Origin of the sequence: Cypionkella sp. TWP1-2-1b2 (assembly GCF_049896245.1) — a bacterium.
Classification (GTDB): Bacteria; Pseudomonadota; Alphaproteobacteria; order Rhodobacterales; family Rhodobacteraceae; genus Cypionkella.
Genome location: NZ_JAFCTX010000004.1, coordinates 76,506 through 92,706, shown reverse-complemented (window position 1 = coordinate 92,706; position 16,201 = coordinate 76,506). Strand labels below are relative to the sequence as shown.

At 61.2% G+C, this 16,201-nt stretch carries 14 protein-coding genes; 6 read left to right on the top strand and 8 right to left on the bottom strand.

Features of this window, described 5'->3' with window-relative positions:
* The first annotated feature begins 93 nt into the window (after positions 1 to 93).
* Together ACP7AP_RS03575 and gndA are read left to right on the top strand one after the other, a co-directional pair.
* Entirely contained in the window at positions 94 to 987 is an 894-nt protein-coding gene (locus ACP7AP_RS03575) for an SMP-30/gluconolactonase/LRE family protein (RefSeq protein WP_426032309.1), read from the top strand.
* On the top strand, positions 984 to 2,393 hold the full coding sequence (gndA, locus tag ACP7AP_RS03570) for an NADP-dependent phosphogluconate dehydrogenase (RefSeq protein WP_426032307.1): 1,410 nt from the start codon (positions 984 to 986) through the stop codon (positions 2,391 to 2,393). Before ACP7AP_RS03575 ends, gndA begins: the two co-directional genes overlap by 4 nt.
* Here gndA and ACP7AP_RS03565 read toward each other — a convergent pair.
* The 5 genes from ACP7AP_RS03565 to choX all read right to left on the bottom strand — a co-directional run bounded on the left by ACP7AP_RS03565 (position 2,390) and on the right by choX (position 6,783).
* The gene (locus ACP7AP_RS03565; protein ID WP_426032305.1) at positions 2,390 to 3,334 is read right to left on the bottom strand and encodes a biotin-dependent carboxyltransferase family protein; all 945 of its coding nucleotides are present in this window, start codon (positions 3,332 to 3,334) and stop codon (positions 2,390 to 2,392) included. The genes gndA and ACP7AP_RS03565 overlap by 4 nt on opposite strands.
* A complete protein-coding gene (locus tag ACP7AP_RS03560) occupies positions 3,331 to 4,011 on the bottom strand; it encodes a 5-oxoprolinase subunit B family protein (RefSeq protein ID WP_426032303.1) in 681 nt (226 codons plus the stop codon). Before ACP7AP_RS03560 ends, ACP7AP_RS03565 begins: the two co-directional genes overlap by 4 nt.
* 3 nt (positions 4,012 to 4,014) lie before the next feature.
* Entirely contained in the window at positions 4,015 to 4,770 is a 756-nt protein-coding gene (locus tag ACP7AP_RS03555; RefSeq protein WP_426032301.1) for a LamB/YcsF family protein, read from the bottom strand.
* A gap of 69 nt (positions 4,771 to 4,839) precedes the next feature.
* Positions 4,840 to 5,853, bottom strand: a complete 1,014-nt coding sequence (locus ACP7AP_RS03550) for an alcohol dehydrogenase catalytic domain-containing protein (protein WP_426032299.1) — start codon at positions 5,851 to 5,853, stop codon at positions 4,840 to 4,842.
* Entirely contained in the window at positions 5,854 to 6,783 is a 930-nt protein-coding gene (choX, locus tag ACP7AP_RS03545; RefSeq protein WP_426032297.1) for a choline ABC transporter substrate-binding protein, read from the bottom strand.
* 103 nt (positions 6,784 to 6,886) lie between these two features.
* Here choX and betI point away from each other — a divergent pair, with 103 nt between their 5' ends.
* The 3 genes from betI to radC all read left to right on the top strand — a co-directional run bounded on the left by betI (position 6,887) and on the right by radC (position 9,613).
* Positions 6,887 to 7,498 carry a transcriptional regulator BetI gene (betI, locus tag ACP7AP_RS03540; protein WP_426032295.1) on the top strand — a complete coding sequence of 204 codons (612 nt, stop codon included), beginning with the start codon at positions 6,887 to 6,889 and terminating at the stop codon, positions 7,496 to 7,498.
* An 84-nt stretch (positions 7,499 to 7,582) separates the two neighbouring features.
* Complete coding sequence (locus ACP7AP_RS03535; protein ID WP_426032293.1) at positions 7,583 to 8,806, top strand: lytic murein transglycosylase; 1,224 nt, start codon at positions 7,583 to 7,585, stop codon at positions 8,804 to 8,806.
* A 45-nt stretch (positions 8,807 to 8,851) separates the two neighbouring features.
* On the top strand, positions 8,852 to 9,613 hold the full coding sequence (gene radC, locus ACP7AP_RS03530) for a RadC family protein (protein WP_426032291.1): 762 nt from the start codon (positions 8,852 to 8,854) through the stop codon (positions 9,611 to 9,613).
* Here radC and ACP7AP_RS03525 read toward each other — a convergent pair.
* From ACP7AP_RS03525 to secA, 3 genes are all read right to left on the bottom strand, one after another.
* Positions 9,585 to 11,117: a phosphate ABC transporter substrate-binding/OmpA family protein gene (locus tag ACP7AP_RS03525; protein WP_426032289.1), complete on the bottom strand. Its 1,533-nt coding sequence runs from the start codon at positions 11,115 to 11,117 to the stop codon at positions 9,585 to 9,587. The genes radC and ACP7AP_RS03525 overlap by 29 nt on opposite strands.
* A gap of 33 nt (positions 11,118 to 11,150) precedes the next feature.
* Positions 11,151 to 12,218, bottom strand: a complete 1,068-nt coding sequence (locus tag ACP7AP_RS03520) for a hypothetical protein (RefSeq protein ID WP_426032287.1) — start codon at positions 12,216 to 12,218, stop codon at positions 11,151 to 11,153.
* 134 nt (positions 12,219 to 12,352) lie between these two features.
* Positions 12,353 to 15,064, bottom strand: coding sequence for a preprotein translocase subunit SecA (gene secA / locus ACP7AP_RS03515; protein WP_426032285.1), 2,712 nt, complete (start codon positions 15,062 to 15,064; stop codon positions 12,353 to 12,355).
* Between the two features lie 195 nt (positions 15,065 to 15,259).
* Here secA and ACP7AP_RS03510 point away from each other — a divergent pair, with 195 nt between their 5' ends.
* Entirely contained in the window at positions 15,260 to 16,108 is an 849-nt protein-coding gene (locus ACP7AP_RS03510; RefSeq protein WP_426032283.1) for a peptidylprolyl isomerase, read from the top strand.
* Positions 16,109 to 16,201 lie beyond the last annotated feature (93 nt).

The window sequence follows — 16,201 nt, the reverse complement described above, 5'->3', positions numbered from 1 at the left end:
AACGGGCGCCTGTTTGGGCCGTATGCTACGGGATGCCTTTCGGTTTGACCTTGTCCTATGTTATCGCTCACATTGCGCGGGGGAGTCAGCACCATGTCATGTTTTGAAGCCTACGACCCAGCGTTTGGCCGCTTTGTGATGGGCAACGCGCCCTTGAAACAGCTGGCGACGGGGTTTGATTGGGTCGAAGGCCCGGTTTGGTTTGGTGATGCGGGATGTCTGCTGTTTTCCGACATCCCGGACAATAAGATTTTGCGCTATACGCCGGGTGTCGGGGTTTCGACTTTCCGCGCGCCGTCGCATTATGCCAACGGCCATAGCCGCGATCGTCAGGGGCGGCTGGTGTCTTGCGAACATGGCCTGCGCCGGGTGACGCGGACCGAGCTGGATGGCCGCATCACCGTGATTGCCGACAGCTATCAGGGCAAGCCTCTGAATTCGCCGAATGACGTGGTGGTGAAATCCGATGGCTCGATCTGGTTCACCGATCCGCACTACGGGATCATGTCAAATTATGAGGGCTTTGCCGCCAAGCAAGAACTGCCCTGCAACGTCTACCGCGTAGACCTTGATGGCAGCATTGAAGCGGTATTGACCGATTTCAACTGCCCCAACGGTCTGGCCTTTAGCCCGGATGAGGCGACGCTTTATGTCGCGGACACCAGGCGCATGTTTCACTCCGACCCGCAACATATCCGCAGTTTTTCCATGGCCTCGGGGCGGCCAAAGGGCGGTGCGGTATTTCACACCATCACCCCCGGTTGTTCCGATGGCATCCGCTGCGACACGGATGGCAATCTGTGGTCCTCGGCTGGCGATGGCGTGCATTGCATCGCGGCTGATGGCCATTTGATGGGAAAGATCCTTGTTCCCGAGACCGTCTCAAACCTCTGCTTTGGGGGGCGGGCCAAGCATCAGCTTTTCATCACCGCCACCACAAGCCTATACGCTATCACCTTGAACCGCGTCGGAGCACAGACACCATGACCCAATCCCAAATCGGCCTGATTGGCCTTGGCACAATGGGGGCAATGCTGGCCCTAAACATCGCTGAAAAGGGCTTTCCCATTGCCGTGTGGAACCGCACCACGTCGGTGACGCATGGCTTTAAGGCCGAGGCTGGTACTTTGGCCGATAAGATCACTCCGACAGATACCTTGGCCGATCTGGTTGCGGCGATTGCCAAGCCACGCGCCATTATCCTGATGGTACCTGCGGGCGACCCGGTGGATGAAATGATCGCCGATCTGACACCGCTTCTAGACCGCGATGATCTGATCATCGACGCAGGCAACGCTTTGTTCCACGACACTGATCGGCGCTCTGCCGCGGCTGCAAAAAGCGGCCCGCATTTCCTTGGCATTGGCGTGTCAGGCGGGGCAGAAGGCGCGCGGCACGGTCCTGCGATCATGGGCGGCGGGTTGCGCAGCGATTGGGATCGGGTTGCGCCGATTCTGAACGCGATTGCTGCGAAGTATAAGGGCGAACCCTGCGCCGATTACATGGGGCCAGCCGGGGCAGGCCATTTCGTCAAAGCGGTGCACAACGGCATCGAATACGCCGACATGCAGATGATCGCCGAAGTTTACGGTGTGATGCGCGACGGCTTGGGCATGGACGCCGCCGCGATTTCCAAGACGTTCAAGACCTGGAATGAAGGCCCGCTGCAATCCTATCTGATTGAGATTTCAGGCGAAGTCGCCGCCGCCACCGATACTCATTCCGGCAAGCCGATGCTGGATATGATCCTGGACCGCGCTGGCCAAAAAGGCACCGGACGCTGGACGGTGATCGAGGCGCAGCACCTCGCCGCCACCATTCCCGCGATTGAGGCGGCGGTGATGGCGCGCAATCTGTCGTCGCGGTTGGAGGAACGTCTGGCGGGCGAAGCCGTATTCGGGGCTGCCCCGCAAGCGGGCGCGGGCGTGACACTGGCGCAGCTGGAACAGGCGATGATCGCGGGTAAAATCCTGTGCTACGCCCAAGGTTTTGCTTTGATCTCGGCGGCGTCCAAGGCGTTTGATTGGCCGATGCCGTTGCCGGAAATCGCGCGGGTGTGGCGTGAGGGCTGTATCATCCGATCTTCCATGCTGAACGATATGGCGACGGCGTTGACCGAGGATGCAGGGCGCAACCTGATGCTGGCACCGTTCTTTGCCGACCATTTGAAGGCAACGCACAGCGCTCTTCGCCAGGTGATTGCGGCGGGCGCGCTGAGCGGTCTGCCGCTGCCCGCTTTGGCCTCGGGCCTTGCGTGGTTTGACATGATGCGCACCGGGCGTTCCACCGCCAACATGATCCAGGCCCAGCGCGATTTCTTTGGCGCGCACGGGTTTGAGCGGGTCGATGGCATCGCCGACAAGCATGGACCCTGGAGCGGTCACGGCATTTAAACGCCGCGCAGCCGATCTTGAAACCCGGCAAAGCGGAGCGCGTTTTGCCGCGTGATCGCGATGGCTTCGGCAGGCGTGATGGCTTGAAACATCACCGCGTCGCGCGGACGACATTGCACGAAGCTGTCCAGATCATCCGCCAGAACCGTGGCGATCTTCGGATAGCCGCCTGTGGTCTGGTGATCCGACAGCAGCACGGTGGCCGTGCCATCGCCCGAAACCTGCACCGAGCCGCGTAGGATCGGCTCGGACGGGATCGACAACGCTTTTTTGGGGGCGACGGAAGGACCGCGCAGGCGCAGGCCCATCCGATCAAAAGCGTCGGTCATCTCGAACCGCGCTGTGGTGAAGGTGGCCAGCGTTTCGCCGCTGAAGAACCGATCCTGCGGGCCTAGCGTGCAGCGCAGGAGATGGCGCGGGCGGGCCCAGATCGGGCATGGGATTGGGCCTTCAAGATCAGGGCGCGTTTGCGCATCCTGGATCGTCAGCACGTGCCCGGGTGTCAGTTTGCCACCGCCGAAGCCGGAAGATCCATGTGTGGCGCGGCTGCCGAGCCAGCTTTCGGCTTGCAGTGCGCCTGCTATGGCAAGGTAGGTCCAACTCCCCCAGGGACCGGGGCGGATGATGAGGGTTTCGTCAGCTTGCAGCGTGAAGATATTCCACGCACCCAGCTTGCGTCCCGCAGTTTCAGCAATGAAACCACCGCCTGCGAGGGCGAAGGTGACGGTTCCACTTTCGCAGTGCAGGGATAGTCCGCCGAGCGATATTTCAATGCCCGGATGACCCACAGGATTGCCGAGCGCGGCGTTGGCGATGGCGAAGCTTCGGCGGTCCATCGGGCCGGAAGCCGGGACGCCGTAGCGCATCAGTCCGCGGCGGCCTTGATCTTGGATGCTGACATGCGGGCCTGCAAAGGTGACGCTTAGGCTGGCTTCGGTCATTGTGCCGCCTCGTATTCCGCCCGGCTGATGCGGTGGAAGCGCACTTTGTCGTCGACATCGAACAGGAAGGGGCGGGCGGGGTCATGGGTCAGGATCGGGGTGGGCGATCTGCCAATGATCCACCATCCGGTCGGCATCAGCAGCGTGGTGATCAGGCATTGCGCGCCCGCGATGATCACCGATCCCGCCGGGATATCGCGCACCGGGGCGGGTTTGCGGTCCAGCCGGATCGCTTCTGGTACGCCACCAAGATAGGCATAGCCGGGCGCAAAGCCATACATGAACACAGCGTAATCGCCGGAGAGATGGGCGTTGATCACCGCCTCTGGCGTAAGGCCGGTTTGCGCGGCGACGGCGTTAAGGTCAGGCGAGTCTTCGTAGCAGACCAGCACCTCGCGTTGGGTAGGCCGCGCGCGGGCTGTGGTTTCGGCGTTAAGCAGGCTGCGCAGATGGGCCGTGACAGCGGGGTGATCGGTGGTCGCAGGGTCAAACTCGACCAGAAGATTTACGAAGGCGGGGATCGCTTCGCGGAAGCCTATGAAAGGCTGCGCGGCCAGCGCCTGATCCAGCCGCAAAACGGCCTCATGGGCGGCGTGGTCCAGCGCCATACCAAACTCCACCAGCACCGCGCGTTCTGCAATGGGGCGGAAGATCGGGGCGCTTGGGGCCGGCGTCATGGCTTACAGGAAAGCGGCAATGGTGACGCCCGAAGCACCCAGACGGCTGCGGATCTGGCGGGCCATCTCAACCGCGCCGGGGCTGTCGCCATGCACACAGATCGACTGTGCGGCGAGCGGGATCGGATCGCCGTCGACCACGGGCATCAGGCCGGACTCAAGAAACGAGCGCAGGCGGGCGACCGCAGCTTCCGGGTTATGGATCATCGCACCGGGTTGACCGCGCGGCACAAGGCGACCGTTCGGCAGATAGCCACGGTCGGCGAAAATCTCGGAAAACACCGGGATGCCTGCGGCGCGGGCGGCATGTTCCAACTCGGTGCCCGAAATCGCCAGCAGCGCGAGATCGGGCGAAATCGCCCTTACCGCCGATGCAATCGCATCTGACACCGCGCGATCATCCGCGGCGAGATTGGCTAGCGCGCCATGCGGTTTCACATAACGCACCGAAGTTCCTGCCAGCGCCGCCACCCCTTGCAAGCTGCCGATCTGCGCCGCCACCATCCGCCCCACCTCTGCCGGAGCCATTGGGATAATCCGTCGGCCGAAGCCGAGCGGGTCATTATAGCCCGGATGCGCCCCGACGATCACCCCATTCTGTGCCGCCAGGCGCAAAGTCTGATACATCGTCTCGGGATCACTCGCATGGCCACCGCAGGCGATATTGGCGCTGCTCACCAGCCCCAGCATCGCGGCATCGTCGCCCATCGCCCAAGGGCCATAGCCCTCACCAAGATCAGAGTTCAGGTCGATGCGCATGCTCTTGCTTTCATGTGTGCCGTTGCGGGACAGCATAGCCGCGAAACGCGACGCCTTCCAAGGGTTAGCCTAAAAGGCGATGCTATACCGCATCTTGGCGAGGCCTTCATCCAGCGCCCGCAGCGCCTCCGAGGCATCTTGCAGTCGGATCACTTCAACCGGGCTTTCCAGCGGGCTGGCCTCATGCAGCCGCATCAGCGCCGCCATCTGCTTGCGGGTGCCAACGCTGGTGCCGGTCAGGGTGATGCCAGTCCATGTCAGCCATTCCTGGCTCAGCGGCACGGGCTCGGCCACCATGGCGGCGGCAATGATCCGCCCCAACGGCCGGGTGGCGGCTTGCATCGCAGGCCAAGTGCGGGTTGTGGGGGCGAAGTTGATCGTGGCATGGGCGCGCAGGGCGCGCGGCCAAGTCTCGGGCAGGGTGGCGGTGGCAAGTTCCGTGGCATGTGCCCCCAAACGCCGCGCCATCTCCAGCTTGGCGGGGTCGGTATCAACGGCCACCACCGTCGCGCCCTGCCGTGCCGCCAGTTGCACCGCGAACAGCCCCAGACCGCCGCAGCCGAAGATCGCGCAAGTCTCGCCATGCGCCAGCTTTGCCCGCTCAATCGCGCCGTAAGCCGTCAAGCCTGCGCACATCAGCGGCGCTAAAGCAAACCCATCCCCCGCCGGAACCTTCACCGCAAAAGCCGCTTTCGCCACGACATATTCGGCAAACGTTCCCGGCACGTTGAAGCCATGCGCGCGCTGGGCGGCGCAGAAGCTTTCCTCACCCGCCAAGCACAGATCGCAGACGCCACAGGTGTCATGCAGCCAAGCCGCCCCGGCACGTTCGCCCAAAGCCCAGCCCTCAATCCCCGCGCCGATGGCTGCGACCTCGCCGACGCCCTCATGGCCCAAGATAAACGTATCGGGGGCTGTGGCTGGTTGAGTGTCGCCCTTCCAGATATGCACATCGGAATGGCAAACCCCGCTCGCCTCCAGCCTGATCAGGATCTCCCCCGGTCCGGGCACGGGCACCGGCACCTCGACCAGCCGCAAGGTCTGACCAAAGCCGTTCATCACCGCCGCACGCATCAGCGCCATTTACAGACCCAAAGCGGCCTTCACCGCAGGCAAAGCGGGCTGGCCGTCAAAGGTGGTCACGTCCTTCAACCAAGCCTCCAGCATCGCGGGGTTTTTCGCCATCATAGCGGTTGCTGCAGCCGGAAATTCCATGCCTTCGCCCATCACCATCTGCATCCCGGCGTTTTCGTAGTCGATGTTAAACGCAAGCTGGCTGAAGAACTTGGTCACATTCGGGCAGGTGGCTGCATAGCCCTTGCGCGCGATGGTATAGACCGAAGCGCCGCCAAAATTCGGGCCAAATTCCGCATCGCCATCCGCCAGATAATCAATCTGATAGACCACATTCATTGGATGCGGTTGCCATCCCAAGAACACGATCCAATCCTTGCGCGCGACCGAGCGTTCAACCTCTGCCAGCATCCCGGCTTCCGAACTTTCCACAATCGTCCAATCGCCCAACCCATGCGCATTGGCGGCCACCATATCCAGCAGCGGTTGGTTCGAGCCGGGTTCAATCGCGAAAATCTTATTCTCGAACTGATCGCCATGCGCCGCCAGATCGTCAAAGCTATGCACCCCCGCATCGGCGACATATTTCGGCACCGCCAAAGTATACTTGGCACCCTCAAGGTTCATCCCCAAGCGTTCGACCGAGCCATCGTCGAAGAACTGCGCGTATTGCACGTCTTGGAAGGGCCGCCAGTTGCCCTGAAACACATCAATATCGCCGCGCTGCATCGACACGAAGGTCACATCCAAGCTTAGCAGGGTTTGCGTCGCCTGATAACCCAGCGCGTTCAGCACGGTTTCGGCGGTGGCATTGGTCAGGCCGATATCTGTCCAACCCAGATCCGACATCCGCACTGCTTTACACGCCTCGGGCTCTGCCGCCTGCGCGGCCCCCGTGGCCATCACTGTCATCACCAATCCTGCCAGAACCTTGCGCATGGTTATCTCCCCGATTGCTGTTCCAAACCTGCGCAGGAGAAATTTATACGTCAATATAAATTTTTGTATGTGCGTTCAGTTTTTTGATCTGCTACAAAAACCCATGACTAAAATCGCCTTCCGCACCCGTATCGAAGACCTCCGCCGCCGCGAATTGATCGAGGCCGCGCATCGCGTGTTCATGCAGCATGGCTTGGGCGGCATGACCACCAAGCGGATTTGCGAGGAAGCCGGGATGTCTGCGGGCATCCTGTCTTATTACTTCAAGGGCAAAGAAGACGTGCTGTTCGCGATGGTGCGGCTGAACAATCGCCTGCTGATGGAGGCGGTGGCAACCGGGCTGGCGCAAGCCACAACCCGGTGGGGCAGGCTAGAGGCGATCATTGCAGGCAACTTTCCCGAAGGCCTGTTCGAGCCGAACATCGCCAACGCTTGGCTGTCAGTCTGCGCCGCCTCCGCCACCAACCAACGCTACGCTCGCCTGCAATGCATCTTCTACGCCCGCCTGCAATCGAATCTCGCCTCGGTGTTCCGCGATGTGCTACCAGACGCCCGCTTCAAGCAAATCGCCCTCGCGCTGGGCACGATGATCGACGGGCTCTGGTTGCGCCGTGCCACGGGTGAGGCGCTGTCACCGCAAGACTCCACCGCTCTGGTGCTGGGCGTGGCAACCGCCTTGCTGACCACAGAGGAACGGGCGCAGTTGCGGGCTTAGGGCTTCGGCGGAAATCCCTGCATCGGTTTGCCCTTTGCCGCAAATCCTTTAAGCTTGGCCAAAAGCAGGTTGGTGGAGGTTTACATGCAGGTCACGCGGCGCAATTTCTCATTCGGTATCGCCGCGCTTGGGCTGTCTGGCTGCGTCGGTGGCGGCAGTTCGGTCCGCCCCTCTGCGCCAAGCGTCATGCCGATGGTGCCTGACGCGGGCTTTGACGCTTGGGTGCAGGCGTTCCGGCCAAGGGCATTGTCGAAAGGCATCTCGGACGCCACCTTCAGCACCGCCTTCCGCGCCTCTGGCTTCATCCCCGGCGTGATCGAAAAAGACCGCAACCAGACGGAATTCACCCGCACCACCGAAGATTACCTCGCCATCGCCGCCAGCGACGAACGCCTGACCATGGGTCGCCAAATGCTCGCCCAGCAAATGTCTACCCTGCGCGCGATTGAGGCGCGTTATGGGGTAGAGCCGCATGTCGTCGCCGCTTTCTGGGGTCTGGAAAGCTTCTTCGGCACAAGGCGCGGCAATGTTCCGGTGATTTCGGCCTTGGCAACCCTGGCCTATGAGGGCCGTCGCGCGGCGTTCTTTGAACAGCAGTTGGTGGCAGCGCTGAAGATCCTGCAAAACGGCGATACCAATGTGCAGAACATGACCGGCAGTTGGGCCGGGGCGATGGGTCACACCCAGTTCATCCCGACCAGCTACCAAGCCTTCGCGGTCGATTTCAACGGCGATGGTCGCCGCGATATCTGGAGCGACGATCCCACCGATGCTCTGGCCTCAACCGCCGCGTATCTGTCCAAAAATGGCTGGACCCATGGCCAGCTTTGGGGGCAGGAAGTCACGCTGCCTTCGGATTTCAACACCGGGCTGGCGGGTCGGGGCAAAGGCCGTTCCGATTGGGCTGATCTGGGCGTGCGCGGGGTGAACGGGTCTTTGGGCGGCAATGGCGCGGGGTCTTTGCTGCTGCCCGGCGGCACCAGCGGCCCGGCCTTCCTGCTGTATCACAACTTCAACGTCATCCTGCGCTACAACAATGCCGAGAATTACGCGCTGGGCATCGGCTATCTGTCAGACCGTCTGAACGGCGCAGGGCCATTGCTTGCGGTCTTTGGCCCCGATGCACAGGGCATGACATTGCAAGATCGGCAGGCATTGCAGCGCAAACTGACAGCGGCGGGGTTTGATACCCAAGGCTCGGATGGCGTGATCGGCACGAAAACCATCGCCGCGATCAGCGATTTCCAACGCGCGCGCGGCTTGCCAGTGACCGGTCAGCCCAGCATTGAACTTTTGCGGATGCTCTAGGGGCGTTAACGATTCCTTCACCACTGTCATGGCAGCCTAGCCGCCATGAGCAAACCCCAAGCCCTTCACGAAGCCCCGCTGCCGCTGTTCGCCGCAGAGGATGAAGCCGTGGGCGATGCCCTGCCCGGTAAGCTGCCGTCCTACATCGCCGACCACCGCAAACGCCTGCGCACCCGGTTCATGGAGGGCGGTGCTACGGCGATCCCCGACTATGAACTGCTGGAACTGCTACTGTTCCGCGCCATTCCCCGGCAGGATGTGAAACCGCTCGCCCGCGCCCTGCTGGATGAATTCGGCGATTTTAATCGCGTCGTCACCGCTGTGCCTGCCCGTCTGATGACGGTAAAAGGCGTTGGGGATTCTGTGGTGCAGGAACTCAAGATCGTTGAGGCCGCCGCGCAGCGGATGATGCGCGCCCGCGTGATGAACCGCCCCCTACTGTCGTCTTGGGATGCGCTGCTGGATTATTGCCACACCGCGATGGCCCACCGCGAAACCGAACAATTCCGCATCCTGTTTCTGGACCGCAAAAACGTGCTGATTGCCGATGAAGAACAGGCGAAAGGCACCGTTGACCATGTCCCGGTCTATCCGCGAGAGGTGGTGAAGCGCGGGCTGGAACTGAACGCCTCGGCGCTGATTCTGGTGCATAACCACCCCTCAGGTGATCCGACCCCCTCACAGGCCGACATCACCATGACCTTGCAAGTGCAAGAGGCCGCGCAGGTGTTGGGCATCACCCTGCACGACCATCTGATCATCGGCAAAAGCCGTGAGCTTAGTTTTCGGGCGGCGGGGTATCTGTAGCCTCGGGCGTGAACGACGGCTTCAACCAAACTTCAACCCGCCTGTTCAACCGGCGTCCGGCGGCGGTTTCATCGCAAGCCATCGGTAGGGCTTCTCCAAAGGCCACGACCTTTGGCAAAGCGGCCTCGGGCACAGCAGCGGCCTGTTGCAGCGCCGCCAGAATACCATCTGCACGATCTTGCGACAGCTCAAGATTGGCCTTCGCCGCCCCTGATCCATCCGAGAATCCGGCCAAAATCAGCGCCTTATCGCGAAACACCCCGGCCTCGATCAGCCGTGCAAGGTCGGCCAGATTGTCTTGGCTGGCGGCATCCAGTGCCGAGGTGCCGTCCTGAAACCGGAAGGTCAGCGACAAACGGTCCGCGCCATCCATCAGATCCACCAGCCGCTTCAGATCGGCCAAAGTCGTCTCCGCGCCCGCGCCCTGAATGGCGTTGATCAGCCGCAATCCATCCGCCGTCATCGGCTGGCTTTCCGGGCCACGATCAATGTAACCACCGCTGGCAATCGCGGCTTGGGCTGTGGGCAACGCCAGAAAATCCAGAAATTCTCGCGCCATCAGCGGCAGCCGGCGGCGCGGCGTCAGCAAAAACACCGGCAGCGTCAGCGGATAATCCCCGGCCTTCACCGCCAAAGCGCTGGGCAACAAGGGAAAGCCGCAACTGTCCGACAAAGGCAGCGCCCGCGCCGCACCGACCGAGGCCCGCCCGGTCAACGCAATCGCCCAAGGGTCCTTCGCAACCGCATCGGCCAGCATGTGCAGATTGGCATGGGTCACACTCGCCGCCGGATCGCGGCCCAACCGCGCCGACAACGCCCGTTGCAAATCGCTGTCCGGGGCCAGACCATGCAGCACCAGCGGCATATCCGGGCCGCCCACCTCGGCCCAATTCTTCACCTCTCCGGCCAAAACCTTGGCCAGATCAATTGTCGAAATCCCCGGCAAAGGGTTATCCGGGGCGACAATCGGCACCAAAGCATCCAAAGCCATGGCTTTACTGCCAAAATCAGGCTCCACCGCCGAGGCCACCATCAGCTCGGCGCGCCCGGCTTTCAATTCAGCGCGGGCTTGGTCGGGCGGCAAGGGGCGGAAGGAAATCTCGGCCAGAACCTTATCCGTCGCGGGGTCGGTCAACACCGTTGCCGCGCCCGACGAAATGGGGGCGGTATACACCAGCCCCCGCGATTGCGCGAAAGCCGCGATCAGCGGCGGCAACAGCGCCTGCCCCGCATCCGCCTCACCCACCAGCCGGATCACAGCCTTGGGGGCGGTCAAATCGGGACAAGCCGGGCCATCGCAGATTACGCCAGAGGCGTCGAGGGTCAGCGGGCCATAGGCGCTTTCAATCCGAAAAAACTCACCGTCATAGCCTTGCAGCGTTCCGGCAATGCTCAACGCACCATCGCGAGAGGTCAGCGTGACATCCTGCGCCGCTGCCGCTGTGGGCAACACCCAACACGGCAAAAGCGCGGCGATGATCGCCGCGCGCCAGTAACCCGTCATAAATCGCCCTGCCTGACCCTGAGTCTGTGACCCTTAGTTTGAGGAGGCGATAGTCATGTCTGGCACAATATTTTTCAACACCAGATAATCACCCACCGCATCACAATCGGGCATCGCAAGCGACATATCACTCACCTTGACCGTGCCAGCGGCGGTTTGCAACGTCTGGCCCAGCAGTTCGCGGCCACAGGTGGTTGCGGTGACGGCGGCTTCCACCACGATCTCGGGCTTGATCTGGCTGTCCTTGGGATAGGTATAGACCTGCGCCAGCATCGGCAGATCGGTACTGGCATCGCCCAACAGGGTCAGGAACCCCCCCTTGGCGGGCGCGCCCGCGATCGGTTGATGCGGCGTGGTTGCCGAGACATCACCCGGTCCGCCGAAATCAGAGCCACCCTCGAAACCGTGCAGTTGGAAGGCATCATCTTGCTGCCATTGCACCGCAAAACGCCGCAGCGCGGCCAGTTCCGGCACGCTAACCGAAGCCGTGACCGAGCTATTATCCTTGAACATCACCTCAACCTCTGCCGCTTGCATCAGCGCGGGCAGATCAGTGAACAAAGCCCCGGTCAGCGTGGTTTTCGCGGTGACCGTCAGGCCCGCATGTTTCAGCACCACCCGCTCATCGGCGTGACAGGGAGCTACCAGTGTCACCGCGATCAGCGCGTTGTCAGCGTTGGAAAGCTCCAGCGAGACCGGGCAGGCATCGGCCAGTGCGGGTTGGGTGGTGATTTCAGCCATCGGCGTGGGTGCAGCCGGAGCGGTTTCAGCCATGGCGGCGGGTGTTGGCTTTAGCGCGGGCGTTTCTGCCACAGGTGCTGTCACGCTGGCTATTACCGGAGCCGCCGCTTTGGACAGCGCAGGTTTCGCCATTGCCGGGGCTTCCAGCGCGACCATCGGTGCAGGCTTTTCGCCAACGTCGGTCGCGGCGACTCGCTCGATAGCTTTGGGGGATTTGGCGAGGTGGTTCTCAGCCGCATGCTGCGGCGGAGCCTTGCCCGACATGCCTTGCACCAACTGCCCGGCCCCAAGCGCAATCGCAATCACGGCGATACCACGGGCCAGTCTGCGCTTCATATCCACCACCATCGGTTCCTCCATCGAATCCGTTTGGGGGTTTTTGCGCGTCAAACGCGGCGGGGATGCGGCGTAATCAAGGAATGTTTCCGAAAACGCGGGCAATAAATCGGCAGGGGCGGCCAAAGCCACCCCTGCGCCAACAATCCGAAATCAGATTATACCAGCTTGCCGTGGCACGTCTTGAAACGTTGGCCCGAGCCACAGGGGCAGGGATCATTCCGCCCCGGATCGCCCCAAGTTGTAGGATCGGTTTCAACAAAGCCCGCCAGCGCCGCCATAACCGTGGCCGGAGCCGCCACTTCGGCCGGAGCCGCCGCGCGGTCAGCGGCCTGCGCGGCCTGCTGTTGCGCGATGAACTGCGCCATCATGGCTTCTTGCTCGGCTTGGCTAATCGGTCGAATTTGCGCCAGCTTCTGCGTCACATCTTGGCGCAAAGAGTTCAGCATCGATTCGAACAGCGTGAAGCTTTCGGTCTTATATTCGTTCAGCGGGTCGCGCTGGGCATAGCCACGGAATCCCACGACCGAGCGCAAATGTTCAAGCCGCAGCAAATGGTCACGCCATTTGGCGTCAATGCTCTGCAACAAAAGCTGTTTTTCGATGTTGCGCATAGAGTCCGGCCCGAAAGCCTCCAACTTTTCAGCCATCATCGAGTCAGAGGCCGCAATGATGCGGTCGCGGATGGCTTCCTGATCGGTGCCTTCTTCGGCGGCCCAAGCGGTGACGGGCAAATCGAGGCCCATGCGCTCGGCCAAAGCCTCATGCAGCGCAGTCACATCCCAACGGTCGGCGTAGGTTTTCGGCGGCATGTAGTGATCGACCAGATCCTCGGCGACCTGATGGCGCATATCCATCACGATCTCGCCCAGATCCTCGGCCTGCATCACTTCCATGCGCTGACCGAAAATCGCCTTGCGCTGGTCGTTCATCACATCGTCGAACTTCAGCAACTGCTTGCGAATGTCAAAGTTGCGGCCCTCGACCTTGGCCTGCGCGCGTTCCAGCGATTTGTTGACCCACGGGTGAACAATCGCCTCGCCTTCCTTCATGCCAAGCTTGGACAACACGGCGTCCAGACGTTCGCTGCCGAAAATCCGCATCAGATCGTCTTCCAACGACAGGAAGAACGAAGACCGCCCCGGATCGCCCTGACGCCCCGAGCGCCCCCGCAACTGGTTATCAATACGGCGTGACTCGTGGCGTTCCGTCGCCAGAACGAACAGCCCGCCCGCTTTCTTCACCGCTTCTTCTTCATCGGCATGCTCGGCTTCAATGCGCGCACGCACTTCATCGGGATGCACAGACGGATCAGAGGCAATCGCTTCCATCACCTTAAACTCGACGTTGCCGCCAAGCTTGATGTCGGTGCCTCGCCCCGCCATGTTTGTGGCAATCGTCACCGCGTTCAGCTTGCCCGCATCGGCAACGATCTGCGCCTCTTGTTCATGCTGACGCGCGTTCAGCACGTTATGCGGGATACCCGCCGCCTTCAACATTTCCGAAAGCGCCTCGGATTTATCAATCGAGGTGGTGCCGACCAAGATCGGCTGGCCGGTCGCATGGGCTTCCTGAATGGTCTTCACCACGCCTTCAAACTTTTCCCGCGCGGTGCGGTACACCGCATCATGCTCGTCTTTGCGCATCACTTCGCGGTTGGTCGGCACTTCGACCACGCCCAGCTTGTAAATCTCCATGAATTCATCAGCCTCAGTCGAGGCCGTCCCGGTCATCCCCGCCAGCTTGTCATAGAGCCGGAAGTAATTCTGGAAAGTCACGGAAGCCAAAGTGACGTTTTCCGGCTGAATAGCCACGCCCTCTTTCGCCTCAATCGCCTGATGCAAGCCATCCGACAAGCGGCGGCCTTTCATCATCCGGCCGGTAAACTCGTCAATCAGCATCACCTCGCCATCGCGCACGATATACTGCTGATCACGGGTGAACAGCTTGTGCGCCCTCAAAGCCTGCGTGACGTGGTGAACGATGGTGGTGCTTTCCGGCTCATACAGGCTTTGCTCGGCGGGCAGAATCCCAGCCTCATGCAGAGCGTTCTCGATAAACTCGTTGCCGTCCTCCGAATAGGTGACGTTGCGGGTTTTCTCGTCCAGCTTGAAATGCGTCTCATTCAGCGTCGGGATCAACAAGTCTACCTGCTGATAGAGATCACTGCGGTCCTGCGACGGCCCCGAGATGATCAGCGGAGTCCGCGCCTCATCGACCAGAATCGAATCCACCTCATCGACAATCGCAAAGTTATGGCCGCGCTGGTTCATCTCCTCCAGCGAGGCTTTCATATTGTCGCGCAGATAGTCAAAACCCAACTCGTTGTTGGTCGCATAGGTGATGTCGGCGCGATACGCCTCGCGCTTTTCAACTTCGCCTTGATACGGATAAACCACACCGGTGGTCAGCCCCAACGCGCCGTAAACCTTGCTCATCCATTCCGCATCGCGCTTGGCAAGGTAATCGTTCACCGTCACCACATGCACGCCCTTGCCCGAAAGCGCGTTCAAGTAAGCCGGGAAGGTCGCCACCAGCGTCTTGCCCTCCCCCGTGCGCATCTCGGCGATATTGCCCTGATGCAGGAAAATCCCGCCCATCAGCTGCACATCAAACGCCCGCAGGCCCAAGGCCCGCTTGGCAGCCTCGCGGCAATTCGCGAAGGCTTCCGGCAGTAGCGCGTCAAGGCTTTCGCCCGCCGCAATCCGCCGCTGAAACTCGGCGGTTTTCGCTATGATCTGATCGTCGCTCAACGCCGCGAATTCCGGCTCAAGCGCGCTGATCTTCGCCACCAAGGGCCGCACCGATTTGACCATCCGGTCATTCGGCGTTCCAAACATCTTCCGCGACAGCGTTCCAAGACCCAGCATGTGTTCTCCGCCCGGCCGATTGATCACCGGTATTGACAATATCGTGTGAGGCTCTGGCTTGCCCGACCGCTGCTGCTTCCTTAGAAGGGCGTCAAAGCTGGCAAACCCGCATCACACGCGACCCGTGCGATGTAAGGGCAAGGCCCAGCATAGTCAACGCCGCGCAAGGTAGCGGACCGATCAGGAGAGTGTGAGATGGCAAAAGCGATGCGGTTTATGGCAGGGATGGCGCTGTCTCTCGTCCTTGCAGCCCCGGCTTTGGCGCAAGACCCGACCGCCGATACGGTGATCGCCAGCGTCAACGGCACAAATATCACCTTGGGCAATATGATCGTGGCGCGCGAAAGCCTGCCGGATCAGTATAAATCCCTGCCGCCGGATGTGTTGTTCAAAGGCATCCTTGATCAACTGGTACAGCAAACCGTGCTGGAGCAGTCGATGGCCGACAAGCTGACCAAAAAAGACACGCTGCAACTGGAAAATGACCGTCGCAGCTATCTGTCGAACGCCGCGTTGAAGCCGATTGTGACCGCTGCGGTCAGCGATGCAGCGCTGCAAAAGGCCTATGACGACAAGTTCAAAGACTCCAAGCCCGCCACCGAATACCACGCGGCGCATATCCTCGTGGATTCTGAGGAAAAGGCGAATGAGCTGAAAGCCGAATTGGCAAAGGGCGGGGTTTTCGCCGATCTCGCCAAGGCCAATTCGACCGATACTGGGTCAGGCGCGCAGGGCGGCGATCTGGGCTGGTTCGGTCTGGGCGCGATGGTCAAGCCGTTTGAAGATGCCGTCGTCGCGGCCAAGGTTGGCGAAGTCACTGGCCCGATCAAATCCGATTTCGGCTGGCATCTGATTCTGGTCAGCGAAACCCGTGTGGCTGCCAAACCGACGCTGGATGAGATGCGCGATGAATTGGCCCAAGGTATTGAGCAAAAGGTGGTCGAGGATCACATCAAGGCGCTGACCGAAGCCGCGAAAATCGAAAAGCCCGGTGAAGCTGTCGACCCGAAATTCCTCGGCGACGCAACGCTGCTTGATAAATAACGGTTACGCAGCCGCACTAAAGCGCTAATGATCGGCGTGCAGACCTTTGCGGTTTGCGCGCCGATTTCAGATAGACACCACAGTTAAACGGGG

Excerpts from the sequence above, each read along its gene's own strand:
- ACP7AP_RS03560 (WP_426032303.1), bottom strand. The coding sequence starts at position 4,011 with ATGACGCCGGCCCCAAGCGCCCCGATCTTCCGCCCCATTGCAGAACGC.
- ACP7AP_RS03575 (WP_426032309.1), top strand. The coding sequence starts at position 94 with ATGTCATGTTTTGAAGCCTACGACCCAGCGTTTGGCCGCTTTGTGATG.
- radC (WP_426032291.1), top strand. The coding sequence starts at position 8,852 with ATGAGCAAACCCCAAGCCCTTCACGAAGCCCCGCTGCCGCTGTTCGCC.
- ACP7AP_RS03550 (WP_426032299.1), bottom strand. The coding sequence starts at position 5,853 with ATGGCGCTGATGCGTGCGGCGGTGATGAACGGCTTTGGTCAGACCTTG.
- betI (WP_426032295.1), top strand. The coding sequence starts at position 6,887 with ATGACTAAAATCGCCTTCCGCACCCGTATCGAAGACCTCCGCCGCCGC.
- ACP7AP_RS03555 (WP_426032301.1), bottom strand. The coding sequence starts at position 4,770 with ATGCGCATCGACCTGAACTCTGATCTTGGTGAGGGCTATGGCCCTTGG.
- gndA (WP_426032307.1), top strand. The coding sequence starts at position 984 with ATGACCCAATCCCAAATCGGCCTGATTGGCCTTGGCACAATGGGGGCA.
- ACP7AP_RS03565 (WP_426032305.1), bottom strand. The coding sequence starts at position 3,334 with ATGACCGAAGCCAGCCTAAGCGTCACCTTTGCAGGCCCGCATGTCAGC.
- secA (WP_426032285.1), bottom strand. The coding sequence starts at position 15,064 with ATGCTGGGTCTTGGAACGCTGTCGCGGAAGATGTTTGGAACGCCGAAT.
- choX (WP_426032297.1), bottom strand. The coding sequence starts at position 6,783 with ATGCGCAAGGTTCTGGCAGGATTGGTGATGACAGTGATGGCCACGGGG.
- ACP7AP_RS03520 (WP_426032287.1), bottom strand. The coding sequence starts at position 12,218 with ATGGAGGAACCGATGGTGGTGGATATGAAGCGCAGACTGGCCCGTGGT.
- ACP7AP_RS03535 (WP_426032293.1), top strand. The coding sequence starts at position 7,583 with ATGCAGGTCACGCGGCGCAATTTCTCATTCGGTATCGCCGCGCTTGGG.
- ACP7AP_RS03525 (WP_426032289.1), bottom strand. The coding sequence starts at position 11,117 with ATGACGGGTTACTGGCGCGCGGCGATCATCGCCGCGCTTTTGCCGTGT.
- ACP7AP_RS03510 (WP_426032283.1), top strand. The coding sequence starts at position 15,260 with ATGGCAAAAGCGATGCGGTTTATGGCAGGGATGGCGCTGTCTCTCGTC.